This is a genomic window from Bradyrhizobium commune, assembly GCF_015624505.1.
In the GTDB taxonomy this organism is placed as follows: Bacteria; Pseudomonadota; Alphaproteobacteria; order Rhizobiales; family Xanthobacteraceae; genus Bradyrhizobium; species Bradyrhizobium commune.
Window position 1 is genome coordinate 3,251,064 of record NZ_CP061379.1, and the last position, 21,070, is coordinate 3,272,133.

A 21,070-nucleotide genomic window follows, 5' to 3' on the forward strand; every position below is an offset into this window, starting at 1 on the left:
GCAGCTCGGTCGTGTTTTTTTGTTCCCTGAAACCGCATCCACGAAACCTATGAATGACACGCGTCGGTTCCGATCACCAATATCGTTAAACGTTAGTTAAATATCATATACATGTAACAATATATGTGATACCCGGAGGCACGTTGCGTGCTCTCAGCGGCGGCCGGGAAACGGCCGGTGCGGTCCCTTGGCCGCCCCAAGCAACGCCCCCATGCCGCTGGAGTGTGCCGGTGAATATCGATCTGAAGCCTTCTGCCTTCTCGTTTCGCTGGCGGAGCCTCCGGGCCGCGCTGCTCACCTCGACGGCGCTGCTGCCCTGGCTGATCAACCATCAGGCGCAGGCACGCAATCTCAATTCGAGCAATTCTTCGGTTGCCCCGGCCACTGCGGCGCAGGTTGCTGCAGGACTTGCTGCACAGCAGGCGGCAAGTGCGGGAGCGCAGGCGCAAGTCTCGCTGGCGCGTGCGGCGGCCGCACTTGCGGCGGCGCGCCAGGCGCAGCAGGACGCGGCGGCAGCAGCGGTCGGCAAATCAACCGTCAACGGCGTCGTCACCGGCGGCCTGATGCCGCTTGGCGGCGTGACGCAGAATGCCTGCGGTGCGTCCTGCTCGACCCTTCAGCTCAACACCCCGTCCGCCTGGCAGAACGCCAACACGACCTTCACCCAGACACTCAACGACGGGCAGTACACGGTCGACATCACCCAGACGCAGTCAAAGGCGATCCTGAACTGGCAGACCTTCAACATCGGCCGCAACACGACCTTGAAGTTCGAGCAGCAGTCCTCCGATTGGACCGTGCTGAACCGCGTGACCGATCCGACCGGGTCCCCGACGCAGATCCTGGGTCAGATGAGCGCGCTTGGCGGCGTCTACGTCATCAATCGGAACGGCATCATCTTCGGTGCCGGCGCGCAGGTCAACGTTCACGCCCTGGTGGCCTCGAGCCTGGATGTCGGTGCGCTTGGTATGACCCAAGCCGCGCGCGACAGCTTCTTCCTCGGCAGTGGCATCAATGGTCCCAATGCTTTCTCGGTTACGCCCACGTCGCAGCCCGGCGACCCGAATTACGCGTCTGAGAACAATCATTGGGGTGATGTCACAGTTCAGGCCGGTGCATCCATCAAGACCAGCATCGTCGATCTGGATTCGCCGGGCTTCATCTATCTGTTCGGTCGCAACGTCTCGAATTCCGGCTCGCTCGCGGCTCCCGCCGGCGAGGTCGCCCTGGTCGCGGGCCGTAGCATCAACCTGATCTCCGGAGGCTTCTGGAAACTGCCGTCGAGCGTGCTTCCGAGCGGTGTGACCTATCGCGGGACCGACTTCCAGGTCACCCAGTTTGCCGATGTTTATCAAGCGCTGGGCAGCGGCCCGATCACAAACAACTATGCTGCGGGGACGGGACTCGTCAGCAATGACGGTCTGATCGAAACGCCACGCGGTATCACCGAGGCGATCGGCGACCGGATCACGATCGGCCAGGCCGGTGTCATCTCGGCGGATACCGGCATCACCCGCAACAGCATGGTGCTGTTGCGCGCTGCGACCAGCATTGACCTCGAAGGCACGATCAGCTCACTTCCCTACGACGATCCGTTGACGAGCAGCCTGCCGCAGGGCGGCAGCGCCGGCAGTACCGTGCAAACCTTCACACCGGCTTATGTCGAACTGTCGGCCCAGGGCTCCGTCACGGTCGGATCGAGCGGCCTGATATCCGCGCCTTCGGCAACGGTGACGCTGCGTGCCACCGATCTTGGTGCTACGTCCTTCTATACGAATCCTGACGTGTACAGGCTGTTCGGCACGCAGAATAGCCCCGCCGCGCTCCAACCAAGCGTCACCGGTCCACAGCGCATCGAGCTGGAGTCGGGAGCAACCATCGACGTCGCAGGGCTGCAGGACGTCGTGCTCCCGGCGAGCTACAATTTCATTCCGTTCGTGCCGCGCGGCAATGAATTTGCCGATACGCCGCTCCAACGAAATGGCGCCCTGTACGGTCAGACCTTGTGGATCGACATCCGCGCCTCCGGGACGCGCAGCGACGGCACGACATGGGTCGGAACGCCGGTGGCCGATGCCAGCGGTACGATCAACGCCTATGGCCGCAGCATCCAGCAGCTCATGACGACCGGGGGCGTCGTCAGCCTGCAAACGGACCGGACCGCGCCGGACATTCCGACCAACGAAGCAAGAGTGATTACGCAGTCTGGCTCGGTGATCAATGTCGCGGGCGGCAACGTCACCTATCTGCCGGGCATGGTCTCGACCAGCATCCTGCTCGGGGCCGATGGCCGCAGATATGGCATAGCGAACGCTGATCCCAACATGACTTATATCGGACTGGCCGGCCAGTTCACGGTCGACCACTCGCATTGGGGCATCAAGGAGATCTGGTCGACTGCGACGCAGATCTATCAGTCCGGCTATACCGAGGGGCATGATGCCGGCGGCGTCAACATCACCACCGTCAGCCCACAGCTCCAGGGGCAGATGTATTTCGGCTCCGTGGGGGGCGAGCGGCAAATTTCGCAGGGCCTGAAACCATCATCGACGAATGGCGTGACCGCCGCTCAAGCCAAGGGCGACGAACTCCCGTCGCAGGGATATCTCACGCTGAATCTCTCGAGCAGCGTCGTGATCGACGCGGATGCGGCGTCAGACCAGTTGGCAGTGACGAACCAGATCGGGCAGACCGGCGCTCCTGTTGTGAAGGGTGCTGATTTCACCCCGACCAGTACGCACCAGACCGTCCTGTCGGCCCCGACGCTGTCGAGCTACGGTCTCAGCCTGCTGCAAGTCAACAGCAACGATCTGCTGGTCACGCACAATGCAGCGAACGACGCAGCGGGACTGCCCGACCTCAATCTGGCGGCCGGCGGAACGTTCTCGGCGACGACCGGCAGCGCGATCAGCATCGCAGGAAATATCAGGGTGGCGGGCGGCCAGATCAGTCTGGTGACCGACGCCTATACGTTTGGCATCACAGGCAATCCCTTATTCCAGCGGGCGCAGACCGTATCCGGCAAGGCCGATGTCTTCGTCGAGGGCGCGCTCGACGTCAGCGGCCGCTGGGTCAACGACACCGGCCGGTTCGGAACCGCGATGGGCGGTCCAGGATACATCGACGGCGGTTCGATTTCAATTGCGACGAACAAGAGCAGCAACGGAACCATCGACACGACCGGCAGCATTCTGCTCGCGCAGGGATCGCTGCTGGATGCCTCGAGCGGCGGATACATTTCCTCGACCGGGGTTGCCAAGACCGCCTCGACGGGAGTCTTGGCGGGGCGTGGCGGCAGCATTTCGCTGCTCACTAATCAAGGAAGCGAGTTTGTTGACCCACTCAACGGCAGCGGGGGACCTCCGAGGCCGAGCAGCGGCAACGTCGCTCAACTCCAGCTCGATGGTACGCTGCGGGCCTATGGCTTCGAGCGTAACGGCACGCTGACGCTGGGTGCCGCGAAGACGATCACGATCGACAGCACCGCGCATGCAGACGCGAGCTCCGGCATTGTGACCTCGACCGGCGCGGGCCTGACGCCGGTCACGCTCGCAGCCTCCCGGCTGACGGACGGAGGATTTGGCGCCTATGTGATCGAGTCGACGCCCGACGGCTGGACCGGCACAAGCTCGGTGATCACGGTAGCCGCAGGGGTGAATCTGACGCTCCAGCAGCAGAACCTCGCGAGCCTTGCCGACTACAGTGCTGTCGGCACCGGTAGCAAGATCGCGAATGTCGCAGGCTTTGCGCGGTTGCCTGACGATCAGCGCAAGTCGGTCGACTTCACGCTGAAATCCGACAACATCCTGCTCGACACCGGCGCCGTGATCGCGACCGATCCGGGGGCCAAGATCAGCTTTGGCGGCATTCCGAACTACTTATTGTCGACTCCGCTCCGGGAGCAGGCGGCCCAGAACGTCCTGTTGCGCGGCAGCGTGATCGATCATGCCGGCACGGTCGTGGTGAACGCGCAGAAGACCTGGCTTGGACCTCAGGCCAAGGTCGACGTCTCCGGAACATTCGTGGCCAACTCGCGCTATGGGCAGCCGAAGGGCCAGACCGTCAGCGGTACGGTCCTCGGCGGTGGCTCCTTCACCATCGAAGCCGCCGCGCCGAACGTTCAGGTCGGCAATCTCGCCAACACCTACACCCCCGGTGCTGTCCCGTCCGGCACTTATGTCGTCGCCGAGCAGGGTGCCGTGGTCGACGTATCCGGCTACGCCACGTCGATCCAGGCCCAGGACGCCAGCGGCAACTCGGTCACGTCCCAGTCCTGGAGCGACGCCGGCACCGTCAAGATCGATGCGGCCTCGTTCGTTTGGGGCGGCACGTTCGTGGCCAAGGGTGGTCGCTCGGCCGATGGAACGCAGGTGATGTCGGCCGACGGCAAGACGCCGCTGGCCAATGGCGGCACCATCATGCTCGGCGGCGGCGCGATGCTGCTGCAACAGGATTCGACCAATATCTCGGCTGCGCTGTCCGGAATCCTTGCGGCCGGTCCGGCGACGCTTGCCAACCTCGCCAGCAATTCGAGTTCTCTCGTCAATCAGCTCGCATCGGCGTCGGGCACGTCGTCCTCGATATTTGCCGCGGTCGATCGGCTGAGCGCTTTCGAAAACGTCTTCCTCTACAGCGGCACCGCGCAGAACGGACCTGCGCGAATCTTCACGGGTCTGTCGGGAAATACCTATGCCATCGCCCCCCCGTCGCTGAGCGCGTTGTCGATCTCGGGCTCCGTCACCTGGACGTCCGACAACGGCCTGTCCCGCCTCTACATCGCGGCCAACACGATCAGCTCGACGACATCAGGCAGCACGGTCACGCTGGCGGCACCCTATATGCTGCTGACCGGTGGTGGCGGCGCCAGCAGCACGGCCGGCAGCTCGCTCTATCTCGGCTTCGAGCGCACCAGGGCCGGCGATCCCTCGTCGGACGTCATCATCGCGAAGACGATCGACGTCGAAAACGCCGCCTTCGCCGGCTTCAACGACATCGAGCTGAAGAGTGCGGGCGACATCCGTCTGAGCACCCCGAAGGTCGCTGACGGGTTTTCGTCGGGCGGCACCTCGAGCGACGCTGCGAGATTTACCGGCCAGATCGCCGCAGGCGGCGCCAACCTCGTCCTCGACGCCCAGCGAATCTACCCTGTCTCGGATGTCGACTTCACCATTCAGACCACGGGTAACGTCACGTTCCAGTCCACCGCCGGCGGACGCAGCGACATTCCCCTGTCGGCCGGCGGCTCGCTCAGCGTCTATGCGGCGACCATCGATCAGGACGGCAATATCTTCGCTCCGCTCGGCAAGATCACACTCGGCGATGACGGCACCGCGACCGGTAACACGTTGAAGATTCAGACAACGTCCGTGACGCTCGAGCCTGGCAGCCTGACCTCCGTCACGCTCGCCGGCACCGTCGTGCCCTACGGCGAAACGCTCGACGGCGTGAATTGGTATTACAACGCCAGTCTTCATCCCATCCTGGCTGCGGCAAGCGGTACGGAGCCGGTGCTGCCTTCGAAAGGGCTTGTGCTCAATGCGAGCGGCGTTGCGGTCAAGCAGGGCGCAACGATCGATACGCGCGGCGGCGGCGACCTTCAGGCGTCGGAGTGGATCCAGGGCAAAGGCGGCTCGCGCGACACGCTCGCCACGACTCCTTCGGGCCAGACCGTCTACGCGCTCGTTCCGTCCGGCAACAATCCGGTCGCGGCCTTCGATATCCACTTTACCACCGCGCGCAGCCTCGATGGCGGTCAGACGGTCAAGGCGGGCGATGCCTATCCGCTGGCGGGACAGCAGATCTATCTCGACGGCAGCACCGGCGTGCCGGCTGGCACCTACACGCTCTACCCCGGGCACTACGCGACCTTGCCGGGCGCGCTGCGCGTGGTCGATTATGGCAGCAATCTCGGACGCAACGTCGCGTCGGGCACGACCTTGCCCGACGGGACCGTGCTGGTGACGGGACACTATACCCAATCGGTGCGGCCGGGAGCCTACGCGTCGGGGAGTGAGCTGTTCGCGGTCCAAAGCAGCTCGGTATGGCAGCAATACAGCGAATACAGCTTCAGCAGCGCAAACAGCTACTTCATCGACAAGGCCAATCACGATGGCGTTGCGATCCCCCGGCTTCCCGTCGACGCCGGTCGCATCGCAGTGATTGCGCAGCAGCAGCTCATCCTCGCCGCAACCGAGTTGAGCGCGCCGGCTGCCGGCGGCCGCGGCGGCGAGCTCGATATTTCGGCGAGCAAGCTCGCCGTGCTGAGCCCCAGCGTTGATCCGCAGCCATTTACGGCCGCCGGCTATGTCGTCGTTGCGAGCGACCAGCTGTCGAGCTTCGAAAGCGTCCTGATCGGCGGCCTGCGCAGCGATACGGCGAAGGGTACGCTGATCACGGGAACCGCCTCCGACGTCGTGGTGGACACGCCTGTCGATCCGGCGACGCAGACCGGCGGGTTGTCGCTTCCCGAGATCATGCTCGTGACGACCCCGCTCGGCACGACGCAACAGACTGTCTCGTCGTCGTTCCAGGTCAACGTCAACGGCACCTGGTTCGACGGCACGTCCCAGTTCACCGCCAATGCGCCGACGGGGACCAGCACGATTTCGATCGCCACTGGCAGCGTCATCAAGACCACCGGGAATGTTCATACCGGCGTGGGACGCAACTTCTATGTCGGCTCGAATGCGAGCAGCACCACCACGGCGCAGCAAGTGGCGACGGCTCTCGGCGGAACGCTGGATTCCACCGGCACCGTTATCACGGGCGCCGATATCAACAAAATTCCCATCGGCGTTCCGGGTGTGGGCTACGGTAACAACCCGCCCACGGACGTGTTGTCGAGCTATTCCAGCCAGGGCCTTGGCGCGCTCTTTGTCGCGTCTCAGGATTCGACGATGTCTGTCGCCGGCCCGTCGGGATCGCCGCTGACGATCCAGTTCACGACGCTGGGTGGTTTCTTCCCGGTGCGCAGCGCCGATGGCAGCAGCGGTCCGGCCGCGGTCACTTTGCCGGGGGGCAATGTCGGTCACGTCGAGATCAGTGCCGGTGCGCAGATCACGACCAACAACCTGTTCATGCAGGCGACGGCGAGCACGAACAGCATCGTGCTCAACAAGCCGGTTGCGGGCAACCCGAACCTGCCCGCTGCCACCATCAACGCGGGCCAGGCAAAGATCGCAGGACGCAGCATCGGGATCGGGGCGAGCACGAGCGACGGCGTCATCCTCAGCGACGCCAATCTGGCCCAGCTTGCAACCGTGAAGAACCTGACGCTTGCGGCAGTCGCAGGCGACATCACGTTCTATGGCTCCGATCTGATCCAGACGGCGATGCAGGGGCTGACGCTCGACGCGCGCGCAGTCACCGGCACGGGAGGCGATAGCAAGATCCAAGTCGGCGGCACCGTGACGCTGCTCAACAGCAGCGGCTTGACTGGCACATCGGCGCAAGCCGGAGTGAGTGGGAGCCTCGATATCGTCGCGACCGACATCGTATTTGGCGGGGGCAGCCAGACGATCGCTGGATACTCGCAAGTAAACCTCGCGGCCAGCGAGCACGTATTGTTTAGCAATCAGGGCACGCTGAGGCTGGGGACTGGAAGCGACACAAACGGTCTCCCGACCGATGTGGTCGGTCTCCAGATGATCACGCCGCTGGTTTCGGTCGGCGGCAACACGTCAAAGGGCGGCGGCTCGTTCGTCGCCACCACTTCCGGTGCCGTCAACATCGGCAACGCCATCTTCGATCCCAGCAAACCACTGCCGATCAATCCGCCCACGGACAGCAGTGACACCGGCGGCAGCCTGTTGGTCCAGGGCAAGAGCATCAGCGTTGGCGGCTTTGTGGACGATCAGGGCCAGCAGCGCGCGGGCAGCATCATCCAGGCGCAGTCCGGTACGATCACGCTGGAGGCAACGACCGGAGACGTGACGCTCGGCAACAACGCCTATCTGTCGGCGCGCGGCTACGCCAAGAACCTGGTCGACACCACGACGTACCTGTCCGGCGGCAAGGTCGTGCTGAAGGCCGATGCCGGCAATATCGTGACGGTCGGTGCCACCGACCTGAGCAAGGGCAACGATGCCAGCGTGATCGATGTAGCGCAGCCTGTTGACGGACTGGGCTATGGCGGGCAGATCCAGATTCTTGCGACCGCCGGTCAGGCGACCCTGCTCGGGGATCTCCACGGCAAGGGCGGCAACGGTCTTGGCGGCAGCTTCCTGATCGACACCAACAGTCTTCAGGTCAGCTCGACCTACACGCCAAGGGTCGCGCTCGATCCGCTGGCGGACAAGCTGCTGGCGGGCGGGTTCACCGGCGCCATCGACATCCACACCAGGACCGGCGATCTGATGCTGTCCGAAGGCCACACGCTCAAGGCCAATTCCGTTGCGCTCACGGCGGATGACCAGACCTGGGACAGCAGCGATCCGTCCAGGCATTTCGGCCGTCTCGTCATCGCCGGCACGATCGACGCCAGCGGCTATGCGGGGACGACCGCCGACGGCACCGGGCAGGCGGGTGGACAAGTCAACCTCTACGCGGCCAACGAAATCACGCTGACGTCGACGGGCGTCATCAACGCCTCCACCGAGCACGGCGACGAGCGCGGTGGCGACGTGACGATCGGGATCGGCTGGGGCACCAAGAGCAACGCCGGCATCGACCTCCAGCCGGGCTCGCGCATCGACGTCCATGGCGGCACCAAGGGCGGGCTGAGCGGCGGGACGGTCCTGGTCCGCGCGCCGAACGACGGCGGCAACGACGTCTACATCACGCAGATCGCCTCGACCATCACCGGCGCCCGCGACGTGACGATCGAGTCCTTCGTCAGCTTCAGCACCAACGGCCAGGGCGGCATCGATGCGTCCTCGCTCGGCTGGAACGGCGTGCTCGATCCGGGCGGCGCGGTGAATGCGACCAGCGTGAAGGTCAACACGGTCTATGTGCCTCCCGGCAGCGGGGGCTCCTATACCGAAGTCCCCAACGTGATCTTCTCTGCGCCCGCAACGACTTCGACCGGACTCAAGAGCATCACCATCGCTTCGTCGAGTGTCTGGTATCAAAATGCGCTCGCCCCCAACTTCGTCGGCGACGTCGTGATCGAGGCGCCCACGGGAGGCACCGCCGCAAGCGGTGTCGTGACGACGGACGCGAACGGCACGCCCACGTTCACGATCACCAATCCGGGCAGCGGCTTCACCGGCGCGCCTGCGACCATCCGCTTCTACAGCCAAGGTGTTCTCCTCGCCACCGCGCACCTGACCGGCAGCGATTTTGCCAGTGCGCAGTTGACGACCGCCGGCCAGGCCACGGGCACTGCGGTGATGGGGCTGAAGAGCATCGCGATTGCCTCGACCAGCAGCTGGTATCATCTCGATCCCAATTTCGCGGGCACCGTGGTGATCCAGGCTGCGTCGGGCGGCGCTTCGGCGACCGGAACGGTGACGACGGATGCGAACGGCGTTCCCACGTTCACGATCACCGGCGCTGGCAGCGGGTTTACGGGGGCGCCAGCCACGATCCTGTTCTATCGCGACGGCAAGCTCGTCGTCACTGGACACCTCTCGAGCAGCGATTTCGCCAGCACCGTGATGACGGTCGTCGGCGTCAACGTGACCAATGCAGGCTCGCTCTACACCGGCGCCGCCACGGCGACGTTCTCGGGCGGCGGCGCAGGCGCGACGCAGGCGGCCGCGGTGAACGCGGACATGGATACTGCCGCAGCGACCGGGTCGGGCGCCTTTGCCGCCGTGACGCTGCAACAATACGTGCAGGGCAAGTTCGTCTACAACACCAGCACTGACGTGAAGTATTATGGCTTCAGCGGCGCGATGGATCGGATCGTCAAGCCGCTCGCCGGCGTGCTCGGATCGGTGGTGCATCTGCGGCCCGGCGTCGACCTGGTCAACCCGGATCCGACCATCAACGGCGGCAACATCACTGTTGCCAGCAACTGGAATCTCGCAGCCGGCACGGTCGGCAATTTGAAGCCGAACACCGGCTCGCTGGCGGGACTCCAGTACTTCGACCCCAGCACCAGCTATGTCGATTTTGCCTACCGCTATCTCGCGAACTACGGAACCGCGGACGCCCCGAGCTACGGGGTCGAAGCCGGCGCGCTGACACTGCGCGCGTTCAACAACATCAACGTGAACGCGTCGATCTCCGATGGGTTCTTCCAGTTCGGCGACTATCTGAACGGTACCTACAAGACCGCCGTTTCGAATTATATTGGTTCGACCACGGCACGGAGGACGATCGACAACGGTAACTCCACCCTGAACAATTACCTGCCCGCACCGTTCGCGCCGTACAACACGACCGGAAATCCCAATGGCATCAGCGCGAGCGCGGTCGACCTCAACGAAGCGGATCTGTTCCCGCATTCGCTGCTTGTCTGCGTCAGTCATTGTGGTGCCGATTCCGCGCCGGATGGCTGGGCTGCGATCGTCAATCCTGGCTCGTGGTCTTATCGTCTGACCGCCGGCGCCGACATGGGAAGCGCCAATCCAAACGCGATGCAGTCGCTCGCAAGCGTGAATGGCCGTAATGCTGGAGACGTCGTCGTGAATGGCCACGTCCTCAACACAACCATTGCACCGCTTCTCAATCTCAATCTGCCGACCATGGTGCGGACCGGCACGGGCGGCATTTCGATTGCGGCCGCGCGCGACGTCAGCCTCGCCGATACTGCCGCTCCGGGCGTCATCTATGCTGCAGGTGTGAACACGGCCCGATATGCCAATCCCTATGATGCGTCGGGCAATGTAACGGATTCGAATGGATTCCTTGAGCCGCAACTGATGAGCTATGGCAGTAGTACCTCGGGCAGATTGGAAGTGGTCTACGGTGCACCGACCGCTGCAGCGTTCCCGGTTGCCGCGGGTGATGTGTCGGTCATCGCGCAGGAGGACATCAAAGGCTACAGGAATGTCACGACAACGAACTTGTTCAATATCGCTGCCCTGGCGAACGCCTACTACACGCCTTGGCTCATCGCTGATGCTGGCGTGACAAACGCGGCCGGTGCCCTAACACTGGGCGCCGGCGTGTTCGCTCCTTCGTCAGGGGCCTTTGCATCCCAGACAGCCTGGTGGATCCAGTACGCCAGCTTCCGTGAGGGGATTCTGTCTGCTGGTGGCAACGTCAACGTCACGGCGGGACGCGATCTGGTCGACGTCTCGGTCTCTCTGCCTACGACCGGGCGGGTCACCGGAGGGTTGAGCTCGCTGAGCACGCCGCAAACCCAGCTCTACGGCAGCGGTAACATGACGGTGCGGGCGGGCCGCAACCTGCTGGGCGGTTCTTATTACGAAGGCTCGGGACACGCGAGTATCCAGGTCAGCGGCATCGTGGATGCGAACGGGACGATCACGCTCAAGGACGGATCGGCCGCGCCGAATTACACACTGCTCGCGGTGGACACCGGCCAGATCAGCATGATTTCGGGCGGATCGATGGCGATCAGTGGCATCGTTAATCCCGCCGAGCTGCACCTGCAGTCGCCCTCATTTGCCAATCAAGGGGGGGTGGGTTCGACCCAATCGCTGCTCATGAACACCTACGGCCCCAACAGCGCGGTAAACCTGTTGGCCGCCACTGGAAATCTGAATATCGCGATGCCGCAGACAAGCGGTACTACGGCCTGGACGACGGGATTGATCTACCCGGCGAGCTTCACCGCCATCGCTGCAGGCGGCGACATTACTACAAAAGGGCTCGTGACCAATTCAGCGACTAATACCACCGCGACAATGCCCGGAATCGTCCTGACAGGCTCGCAGAATGGCACGTTTGAACTACTCGCGCAGGGAAGCATCGATCTGACCGGCGGCTATACCAATCTGGCCACCCCCGGGCCGTCCATTTCGGCGGGACCGTCGCTACTCGATACGGCATTCGATCCCTACCAGCCCAATAACGGTATGACAGGCGCCTCCAGTTCCGCATTGCTGGCTCACCAGGACGATCACGACACCAACCCGGCGCGCATCTATGCGGTGTCGGGCGACATCTCGGCGGTGGCGACCACGACAAGCATCGTGCCGGCTGGCACGGTCACCTCTGCCACGCTGGTTGACTATTCGAGGGTCGAGCTCAACCGGCCGGCGAAGATCTATGCCGGTCGTGATATTCTTAATCTCAATCTCATCGCCCAGAACATTGCTGCAGACGACGTCACGACCATTCAGGCGGGACGTGACATTCTGTACAATTACGGCACGGCGCCTTCAACCCTCGGAACACCGCCTCCAGGTCTCACGGTATCTGCAGGCTTCTCCTTCAGACGCAGCCTCGGTGGGCCTGGCCTCCAGATCGCTGGTCCTGGTTTCCTCGTCGTGCAGGCCGGGCGCGACCTCGGGCCGTTCCTGCCCGTGACGCGCGACAGCAGCGCCTTCACCTTGGATCAGGAAGGCATCGCCGCGATCGGCAACGCCAGTCTCTGGCCGGTCGGCAACCGATATGTCAATCAGGGCTCGAGCGGCATGTACGACGTCACGCTGCTGGGTCCCGTTACGTCGAGCACAAGGAAGCGCAACGAGCAGTTGCCGGGCACCAGCGCCGATATCATCACGATGTTCGGCGTCGCCAACGGCATCAACTATGACGGCTATACCACGGTGGATGCCGCCACCAATCAGCCCGTCTTTCATCCAGGCGTGATTGCCACCTATATCGATCCCGCCAACGCCTCCGACGTCGCTCACAACTACATCAGCGAGCTGAAGGATTTCCTCGTCAGCATCGGCAGGCCGGCCGGCAGCGATTCCGACGCGTGGAGCATCTTCCAGTCCTTGCCGAAGGATCTTCAGCATGTCTTCGCCGACAAGGTGTTCTTTGCAGAGCTCAAGGCCGTCGGCAAGGCGCAGACCGCAACGTCCGGCAACTACCAGCGCGGCTACGAGGCGATCAACACCATGTTCCCGTCGGACTTCGGCTACACCAGGAACGCGCTCGGCGGCGGCACCAACGGCGCCAACGCGCTGGTGCACACCGGCGATCTCGATTTGCTGCATGCGACGATCCAGACCAGGTTCGGCGGCGACATCTCGATCTTTGGTCCGGGCGGCACCATCCGCGTCGGCTCGCTCGCGCTCGAGCCGAACCCTCTGCTCAAGCCGAACGATCTCGGCATCCTGACGCTCGGCGGCGGGGCGATCAACACGTTCACCGACGCGAGCGTGCTGGTCAATTCGAGCCGCATCATGACCCAGCAGGGCGGCGACATCCTGATGTGGAGCTCGAACGGCGACCTCGACGCCGGCCGCGGCGCCCAGACCACGCTGTCGTTCCCGCCGCTCCAGGTCACGTTCAACTCCGACGACTATCAGAGCGTCGATCTTGGCGGCCTCGTCAGCGGCGCCGGCATCGCCGTGGTGCAGAGCTCGAAGCTCGCCAGCGAGTCGAACGCCTTCCTGCTCGCGCCACGCGGCACCGTCGATGCCGGTGAAGCGGGCATCCGGGTGTCCGGCAATCTGGTGATCGCGGCCGTGCAGGTGGTGAATGCCGGCAACATCCAGGTGGGCGGCACGTCCACCGGTATCCCGACTGTCACGGCGCCGAACATTGGCGCGCTCAGCGCGGCCTCGAACACAGCCGGCGCCGCCGCCAAGTCGGCCGAGCCGCCGACCGCCGGGGGTAACAATGATCGCGCCTCGGTCTTCATCGTCGAGGTGGTCGGCTACGGCGGCACTGGCGGCCAGGACTCCAACTCGTCCGGCAACGGTCAGGGCAACCAATCCGACGACTCCGGTAAATCTGACGACCAGAAGAAAAAGCAGCCGTAGCGGCGCGCGCGAGACAGCAGAGGTCGGGGGGCCGCGATGACCGAGATCCATGCCATCATCCTCACGCTCGACGAGGAGAAGCACATCGCGCGCTGCATCGAGAGCATCCGTGCGCACTGCGCCAGCATTCTCGTCGTCGATTCCGGCTCGAAGGACCGCACCCGGGAGATCGCGGCCGGCCTTGGTGCCGAGGTGATCGAGAATCCCTGGATCAACTACGCGACCCAGACCAACAAGGCGATCTCGGCCTGCGCCGGCAAGACCGGCTGGCTGATGCGGATCGATGCCGACGAATATCTCACGCCGGAATCGGCGGCCGGCCTGCATGATCTGCTGGACCGGCAGCCGCGCGACGTCGCCGGCGTGGTCGTCCGCCGCCAGATCGTGTTCCTCGGACGCCGCATCAGATGGGGCGCCATCGAGCCGAGTTGGCAGCTGCGGCTCTGGCGCGCCGGGCAGGGCTCCTGCGAGCAGCGCTGGATGGATGAGCACATCATCGTCAGCGGCAAGGTGGTGCGATCGACCATCGATCTCGTCGACGAGAACCTCAATTCGCTCGACTGGTGGACCAGCAAGCACAATCGCTACGCCTCGCGCGAGGTCATCGACATCCTCGCCTCGCGCGGGCTGCTCGGCGAGAACATGGACATCCAGCGCCACAGCGCGTCCTGGCAGGCCAAGCTCAAGCGCTTCGTCAAGGAGCGGGTCTACGAAAAGCTCCCTGGCGGCGTGCGGCCGCTGTTCTTCTTCCTCTACCGCTATGTCGCGCGGCTCGGCTTCCTCGACGGCAAGCAGGGCTACTACTTCCACATCCTCCAGGGCTTCTGGTACCGCACCCTGATCGACGCCAAGCTCGACGAGATCATGGCGTTGGCCAAGCGACGGGGCGTTCCGGTCAGCGAGGCGGTGCGGCTCGCGACCGGATTTGATCCGAATGTCGCGGTTCCGGCGCCGGCTTCCCCGATGCCACGTATCGTCGCGTCGGACGGCGAACGCGGCCGCGAGCGAGCTATCGCGCACCAGTCGTAGGCAAATTCGATCGACTGTAGTTGACTGCGGCCCGTGCCAAGCGCGATGACATTAACCTCCAGCCTGTCGTGAGTCAAAACAGTGCCGCATCCGATCCCGGATGCGGCACAGTCGCCATCAGCCCTTTTCTTGTGGTCGTTACTCCGCGGCGACGATTTCCGGCTGGCGGATCGCGGGCTTCGGAGCGTCCTTGGGGCGCTGCGTCTTCTGGACCTGCTGGTCGATCCAGGCGTAGGTTTTGGCGATGCCGCTCTTGAGCGGCTGCGACGGACGCCAGGCCAGCTTCTCGAAGATCAGCTTGTTGTTCGAGTTGCGGCCGCGCACGCCGAGCGGGCCGGGGATGTGCCGCGGCGTGATGGTCTTGCCGGCGATCTCGGCGGCGATCGCCGCGAGGCGGTTGATCGAGACCATTTCCTCCGAGCCGATGTTCACCGGGCCGGCCCAGTCTGAGCGCATGAAGCGGATCGTGCCTTCGAGGCATTCGTCGATGTAGAGGAAGGAGCGGGTCTGCTCGCCGTCACCCCAGATCTCGATCTCGCCGGGGTTGCCGGCCTGCGCGACTTTGCGGCAGATCGCGGCCGGCGCCTTTTCCTTGCCGTCGTTCCAGGCGCCTTCGGGGCCGAAGATATTGTGATAGCGCGCGACGCGGACCTCGAAGCCGTGGTTGCGGGCATAGGCCGCGTAGAGGCGCTCGCTGAACAGTTTTTCCCAACCGTACTCGCTGTCGGGCGCCGCCGGATAGGCATCGCTCTCGGCGAGGCCCGCGTTCTCGGCCTCTAGTTGGCGGTATTCCGGATAGATGCAGGCCGACGACGAGTAGAAGATGCGAAAACTATTGCGGCGCCGGCAGGCCTCGAGGATGTTGAGGTTGATCTGCGCCGAATTGTGCATCACCGAAGCGTCGTTCTCGCCGGTGAAGATGTAGCCCGCGCCGCCCATGTCGGCGGCGAGCTGATACACCTCGTCGAAGCGCGTATCGACGGCTTCGTGGCAGACCGCGAGATCGCGGAGATCGCCGACGATGAAATCGTCAGCCTGGGTCGGGCTGAAGCGGGGATATTTGAGGTCCACGCCGCGGACCCAGAAACCCTCCGCCTTCAGGCGCTTGACCAGATGGGACCCGATGAACCCGCCTGCGCCGCAGACCAATGCCTTCTTCATACGCTGCTCCTGACCAATCGTAGTTTCTTTGCTGACGATGCGTTGTGGTTCGCGGCGAAATCTTCGAGCAATTGGGCGCATCGATCGCTGTCGCCGACATCGACGTGGAAGTACGCGCTGGACTTGCGCGCGTCGCAGAGCAGGTGGACGTCGGATTCCGTCGGGCCGATGAACATCACCGGCAAATCCGAGTCGACGCAGGCATAAACCTTGGACGGCAGCACGTAGCCGACGAACGCGTTCTTCAGGGTGATGAGATGCGCATCCGGTGTCCTGAGCAGCGAGGCGAGCTGGTCCAGCGGCACGAGATCGGTGCGAATGTAGGGCGCCTTGGCCTCGTCAAGCGCTTCGGCGACGGTGGCCGCGCCCTTCCCGATGGCGTTGAGCCAGAGCAGCACCGTTCCTGATCCAGTTTTGTGATGCTCGATATAGGCGCTGACGAAGGTCGCCGTGTCGTGTGCGATGCCCCAATTGCCGGAGTAGAGCAGCAGAAACTTGCCGTCGGTCTGCGGCGGCCGGGCGAGCGGCGGAGTGCCGGGGCCGATCTCGATCGGGGAGGGATCGCGCTTCAGCACGATGCGATCCTTGGTCACGCCGATCTCGTTGAGCCGCATCGCCTGATCGTGCCCGAGCACCTCAAACGTGTGGACCCGCCGGCGCCAGAACAGGGTGAGCGTGAGGACGAGCTTGAGGAACAGGCTAGGGCTGCCGCGTTCGGCGATCGCGCATTCCGGATGGAAATCGGTGATGCGATAGATCAGCCGCTTGCGCAGCAGCACGTTCAGCGGCGCGATCCAGTGCAGGAACAGCGGCGGGCTGCCGGTGAAGAGAACCGATTGCGCCTTGCGAATGAAGGGGAGCGCGGCCCGCAGCAGCTTGGTGTTGGTCGTGATGGTCCAGCGAATGCGCGCAGAGGTCCGGGCCTTGTCGTAGGCGGGAACCGGCACCTTGACGATCTCGAGCGTGCCGCGCTCGAAGCGCTCGATCGAACTTGTCGCTTCACCCGAGGTGAGGCCGACCAGCGTAACATGCAGGCCGCGGTCGCGTGCCATCTCGCGGGCGAACAGCACCGAATACTGCCCCACCGCGCCGAAGTCCGGCGGGAGCCAATCGCAGATGTAGACGAGCCGGGAGGCGGACATGACGGCGGCGGGCCCGAATTCTCAGTGAACCACACCGCGGCCAGTCAGGCCGCGCGCGCGCCGCTTGCCGCATCGCATATTGGGGCACTCGGGTAGCATAACATATGGTCCGCAAGTTATGATGGTAAGATATGCGTGACGCTATGGCAGTAACATGTCGCCTTCACGACACGTGACGCCTCGCGCGGAGACCGCCAGGATGACGGCGGCCCCATGATTTTCAGCTCAGGCTCGCGATTTTTCCAGTTCGCGCCAGGCCTGCGCGATGGCGTCGCTCTCGATCTTCTCGCCGAACAAGATCATCGGAACGGTGCCGAGCATGATCTTAACATCCAGCATGAAGGACATGTTCTTGACGTACCAGACGTCGAGCGCGGCCTTGTCGGCCGGCGAGATCGCGCGCCCGCCCTTGATCTGGGCCCAGCCCGTGAGGCCCGGACGCACCAGCAGGCGGGCCGAATAATCCGCCGGTTGATCGACTGGGAGCAGCGGACGCGGGCCCACGAACGACATGTCGCCGGTCAGGATGCTGATCAGCTGGGGCAATTCGTCGACCCGGGTCCGGCGCAGCACATTGCCGACCGCGGAAACGCGCTGCGACTCGTGCCTGCGGCGGCCGAGCGCATCGTGGGCTGCGGCCATGGTGCGGAACTTGAAGACCTTGAACGGCTGCGCGCCGAGCCCCGGACGCTGCTGCCAGAACAGCACCGGGAAGCCGACGTCCATGATCGTGATGAGCGCGACCACGCCCATGAGGGGGGCCATCATCACGAGAAGCAGCGCCGCGAGAAAGATGTCGAGGGACCGTTTGATGGTGCGATAGGGCGAGCTGGCGAGGCCCTCGCCGCTCATCGCGCTGAATGCATAGGTCTGCGCCCGCGTCTCGGGGGCTTTGCCGCTGCGTGGTGCCTCCCGGTTCGGACGTTCCGATGCGATCTTCTGATCGAGGAATTCGAGCGGGATCGCGTTGGCAGCTTCGAGGGCGAACAGGGCTTCCCGCGCCTGGACCGACAGCTCGCGAAGCGGAACTGCAAGCACGATCCGGGTGATGACGACGCCGTGGACCTCGAGCGTGCGGACAACATCGGCAACCTGCTCCGGTGTGCCGAGGACGCGATGCGACAACAGCGACTGCCCACGAGGGGCTTGCGCGTCCAGCAGGCCGACGACGCGAACGCGATCGCGGGCATAGCGGGTGATGCAATGCAGATAGAGCTCAGCCAGCTCATTGAGGCCGACGAGAAGGACGGACTCGGCCGTGGGAACGATCACGTCCTGCTGCCAATCGCCCGGCGAGCGCCGTGCATGCCAAAGCCGGCTCGCGATGCGCGCCCCGATCATCAGGGTGATTGTGATGAGAGCCTGGAGCAGCGGCAACGCGCGCGACACCCCGTCGAGCCGGTTGGCAACGAAAGTCAGCACCGAGGCGCCGGCGACGATCGCCACGACCGCGGTGACGATATCGCGATAGTTTTGCGGAGAAGAGTAGCGCCAGACAGCGCGAGTGACGCCCGACAATGGCAGCACGATTGCAGCCGCGGCAATCGTCAGGAGACCATACGGGATCAGCGCGACGAGATGATCGCTCGAGAATTCCAGATTTTCGCGAAGCACCGAGGACGCGACCAGCGCGAATGACACCAACGCCAGATCCGCCAGCAGAATGCGCAATGATCTCATGGCAATTACCGTCTAATCCCTTGTCATTTCATAGATATTCACCGCATTTGCCGGCGTTCCGGCGGGCTTTGTTGCGGTTAACATTCAGTTAACATTAGACTGTGACATCGGGGCGACGTCACAACATTAGTTAGAAAGAGTTCCACGAGACACGTGCGGCCCGTTCCGGCCAGCAGAGGCTGGCGCAGCGGCAGATTTGCGGGGCCTTGGACGCCTGAGACTGCGCGTCGCGCGGTCGAGGTCGATGACACCGTGATGTGATCGCGATGTCGCATGTCATCGTAACATAATATGACGTGGTGTATCCCGTGCCCGCGTTGACGGGATCGAAACGTGCCGAACGGGCAGGTTGCGAGCCTGACGACCGTGAGGTGCGTGCTTGGGGCTCGCGCATGACGTTCCGCGTAACACACGCGCCGACGCAGGAAATCGCGGCGGCCGCTAGAGGAGACGGGTGGGCATATGACCGCGATCCTGGGGCTGAATTTCAATCACGCCGATGCATCGGCCGCGCTGATCCTCGACGGCAAGGTCGTTGCGGCTGTCGCCGAAGAACGCTTCGGACGTCGCATCAAGCATGATCCGTCGTTCCCGGAACACGCGATCAGGTCGGTCCTCGCGATCGGCGGGGTCAGCGCCAGGGATATCGATATCATCGCGGTTCCCCGCGATACGCAGCAAAACCGGTTGAGCAAGGCCATGTATGTCTTGCAGAATCCGTGGCGCGGGGCGCAGGCGGCGGCAGAGCATCTGCGTCGCGCCAATGCCGAGAAGGGCACCGTCGACCGCGTTGCGGAAGCGTGCGGCGAGGCGACCGGCTCGCTGCGGGCGAAGCTCGTCAACATCGAGCATCACATCGCGCACATAGCGAGCGCCTATTATTGCTCGCCGTTCGAAGGGGTCACCGCCGGCTTCTCGTACGACAGCAGCGGCGATTTCGTCAGCGCGATGGCCGCACGATGCGAGGGCAGCCGTATTGAGGTGCTCGATCGCGTGTCGTTGCCGAACAGCCTCGGGTTCTTCTACACGGCCTGCTGCCAGTACATCGGGTTTGACGGGTTCGGCGAGGAATACAAGGTCATGGGCCTTGCCCCTTATGGGGAGAACACCTACGCGGAGTTCATGCGCGAGCTCGTGACCTCGCCCGACGACGGCTGGTTCCGTCTTTCACCCGGATGGTTCGGAATGCATTCGGGTGGTGAGAGTGGTGGGGTGGACGATCGCAACGCGATCGTGACGGGGACGCTCTACACCGACAAATGGGCCGAAAAGCTCGGCGCTCCGCGCAAGCGCGGCGACGAGCTGACGCAACGCCAGCGCGACATTGCCCGCTCGTGCCAGGTGCGGTTCGAGGATGTTGCGATGGATTGCTTCCAGAAGCTTCACGATCGGGTCCGCACCAACCAGATCACCTATGCCGGCGGATGTGCGCTCAACGGTGTGGCGAATGCGCGGTTGCTGCGTGATACCCCGTTCGAGAAGGTCTATCTCCAGCCGGCCGCGTCCGACGACGGCCTGTGCATCGGTGCCGCCATGTGGGCCTGGCACAACGTCGCGGGTCGGTCGGAGCGCTTCTACATGAAGCATGCCTATTGGGGCCCGGAATATCCGGACAGCATGCTGCGCAAGGCAGCCGAGGCTGCGGGCTTTCCGGTCCACGAGGTGTCCCGCGCCGAACTTCCGGACGCTGCCGCCCGCCTGATCCGGGCGGGCCTGGTGATCGGATGGTATCAGGGCCGGTCGGAATGGGGCCCACGTGCCCTCGGCAACCGCTCGATCCTGGGCGATCCGACACGGTCGGACATCAAGGATCTCATCAACGCCAAGATCAAGCGCCGCGAACTGTTCCGCCCGTTTGCGCCGACCATCGTGCGGCATGCGGTCGGCAAGTTTTTCGAACAGGACGTCTTCAGCCCGTTCATGATGCACGTCGTGAAGGTACGCCCGGAATGGCGCGACCAGTTGCCGGGCATCACCCATGTCGACGGCACCGGCCGGCTTCAGAGCATCGAGCGCGAGACGAACCAATTGTACTTCGATCTGATCGAAGCGTTCGGTCGCCTGTCCGGTATTCCGATCGTTCTCAACACCAGCTTCAACGAGAACGAGCCGATCGTCGATACGCCGGAGCAGGCTGTGAACTGCTTCGTGCGGACCGGGCTTGATGCGCTGTGCCTCGGCAACTACATTGTCGCCAAGCCGGAGCATGAGGCGCTGGTGCGCGACGCTTGCAGGTCGCCCGAAGCCGCGGCGAGCTGACAAGCT

Annotated in this window: 6 protein-coding genes; 3 read left to right on the forward strand and 3 right to left on the reverse strand. The window is 63.9% G+C overall.

Annotated elements, in window-relative coordinates; translation table 11 throughout:
• Positions 1-230: 230 nt before the first annotated feature.
• Positions 231-13,793, forward strand: a complete 13,563-nt coding sequence (locus IC761_RS15305; protein ID WP_195804027.1) for a filamentous hemagglutinin family protein — start codon at positions 231-233, stop codon at positions 13,791-13,793.
• Positions 13,794-13,829: 36 nt separating this feature from the next.
• Positions 13,830-14,822, forward strand: coding sequence for a glycosyltransferase family 2 protein (locus IC761_RS15310; RefSeq protein WP_195804028.1), 993 nt, complete (start codon positions 13,830-13,832; stop codon positions 14,820-14,822).
• A 138-nt stretch (positions 14,823-14,960) separates the two neighbouring features.
• Here the strand turns inward: IC761_RS15310 and IC761_RS15315 are convergent, their stop codons facing one another.
• The 3 genes from IC761_RS15315 to IC761_RS15325 all read right to left on the reverse strand — a co-directional run bounded on the left by IC761_RS15315 (position 14,961) and on the right by IC761_RS15325 (position 18,805).
• A complete protein-coding gene (locus IC761_RS15315; RefSeq protein WP_195804029.1) occupies positions 14,961-15,983 on the reverse strand; it encodes an NAD-dependent epimerase/dehydratase family protein in 1,023 nt (340 codons plus the stop codon).
• Positions 15,980-17,125, reverse strand: a complete 1,146-nt coding sequence (locus tag IC761_RS15320; RefSeq protein ID WP_195804030.1) for a glycosyltransferase family protein — start codon at positions 17,123-17,125, stop codon at positions 15,980-15,982. Before IC761_RS15320 ends, IC761_RS15315 begins: the two co-directional genes overlap by 4 nt.
• Before the next feature lie 225 nt (positions 17,126-17,350).
• The gene (locus IC761_RS15325) at positions 17,351-18,805 is read right to left on the reverse strand and encodes a sugar transferase (protein ID WP_195804031.1); all 1,455 of its coding nucleotides are present in this window, start codon (positions 18,803-18,805) and stop codon (positions 17,351-17,353) included.
• A gap of 462 nt (positions 18,806-19,267) precedes the next feature.
• Between IC761_RS15325 and IC761_RS15330 the strand changes: the two genes are divergently transcribed.
• Positions 19,268-21,064 (forward strand): carbamoyltransferase family protein, encoded by a 1,797-nt coding sequence (locus tag IC761_RS15330; protein WP_195804032.1) that lies wholly within the window; start codon positions 19,268-19,270, stop codon positions 21,062-21,064.
• Positions 21,065-21,070: the final 6 nt, after the last annotated feature.

What these genes read in the sequence shown, in the direction of transcription:
- IC761_RS15330 (WP_195804032.1), top strand. Translation starts at nt 19,268, where the DNA reads ATGACCGCGATCCTGGGGCTGAATTTCAATCACGCCGATGCATCGGCC.
- IC761_RS15315 (WP_195804029.1), bottom strand. Translation starts at nt 15,983, where the DNA reads ATGAAGAAGGCATTGGTCTGCGGCGCAGGCGGGTTCATCGGGTCCCAT.
- IC761_RS15320 (WP_195804030.1), bottom strand. Translation starts at nt 17,125, where the DNA reads ATGTCCGCCTCCCGGCTCGTCTACATCTGCGATTGGCTCCCGCCGGAC.
- IC761_RS15325 (WP_195804031.1), bottom strand. Translation starts at nt 18,805, where the DNA reads ATGAGATCATTGCGCATTCTGCTGGCGGATCTGGCGTTGGTGTCATTC.
- IC761_RS15310 (WP_195804028.1), top strand. Translation starts at nt 13,830, where the DNA reads ATGACCGAGATCCATGCCATCATCCTCACGCTCGACGAGGAGAAGCAC.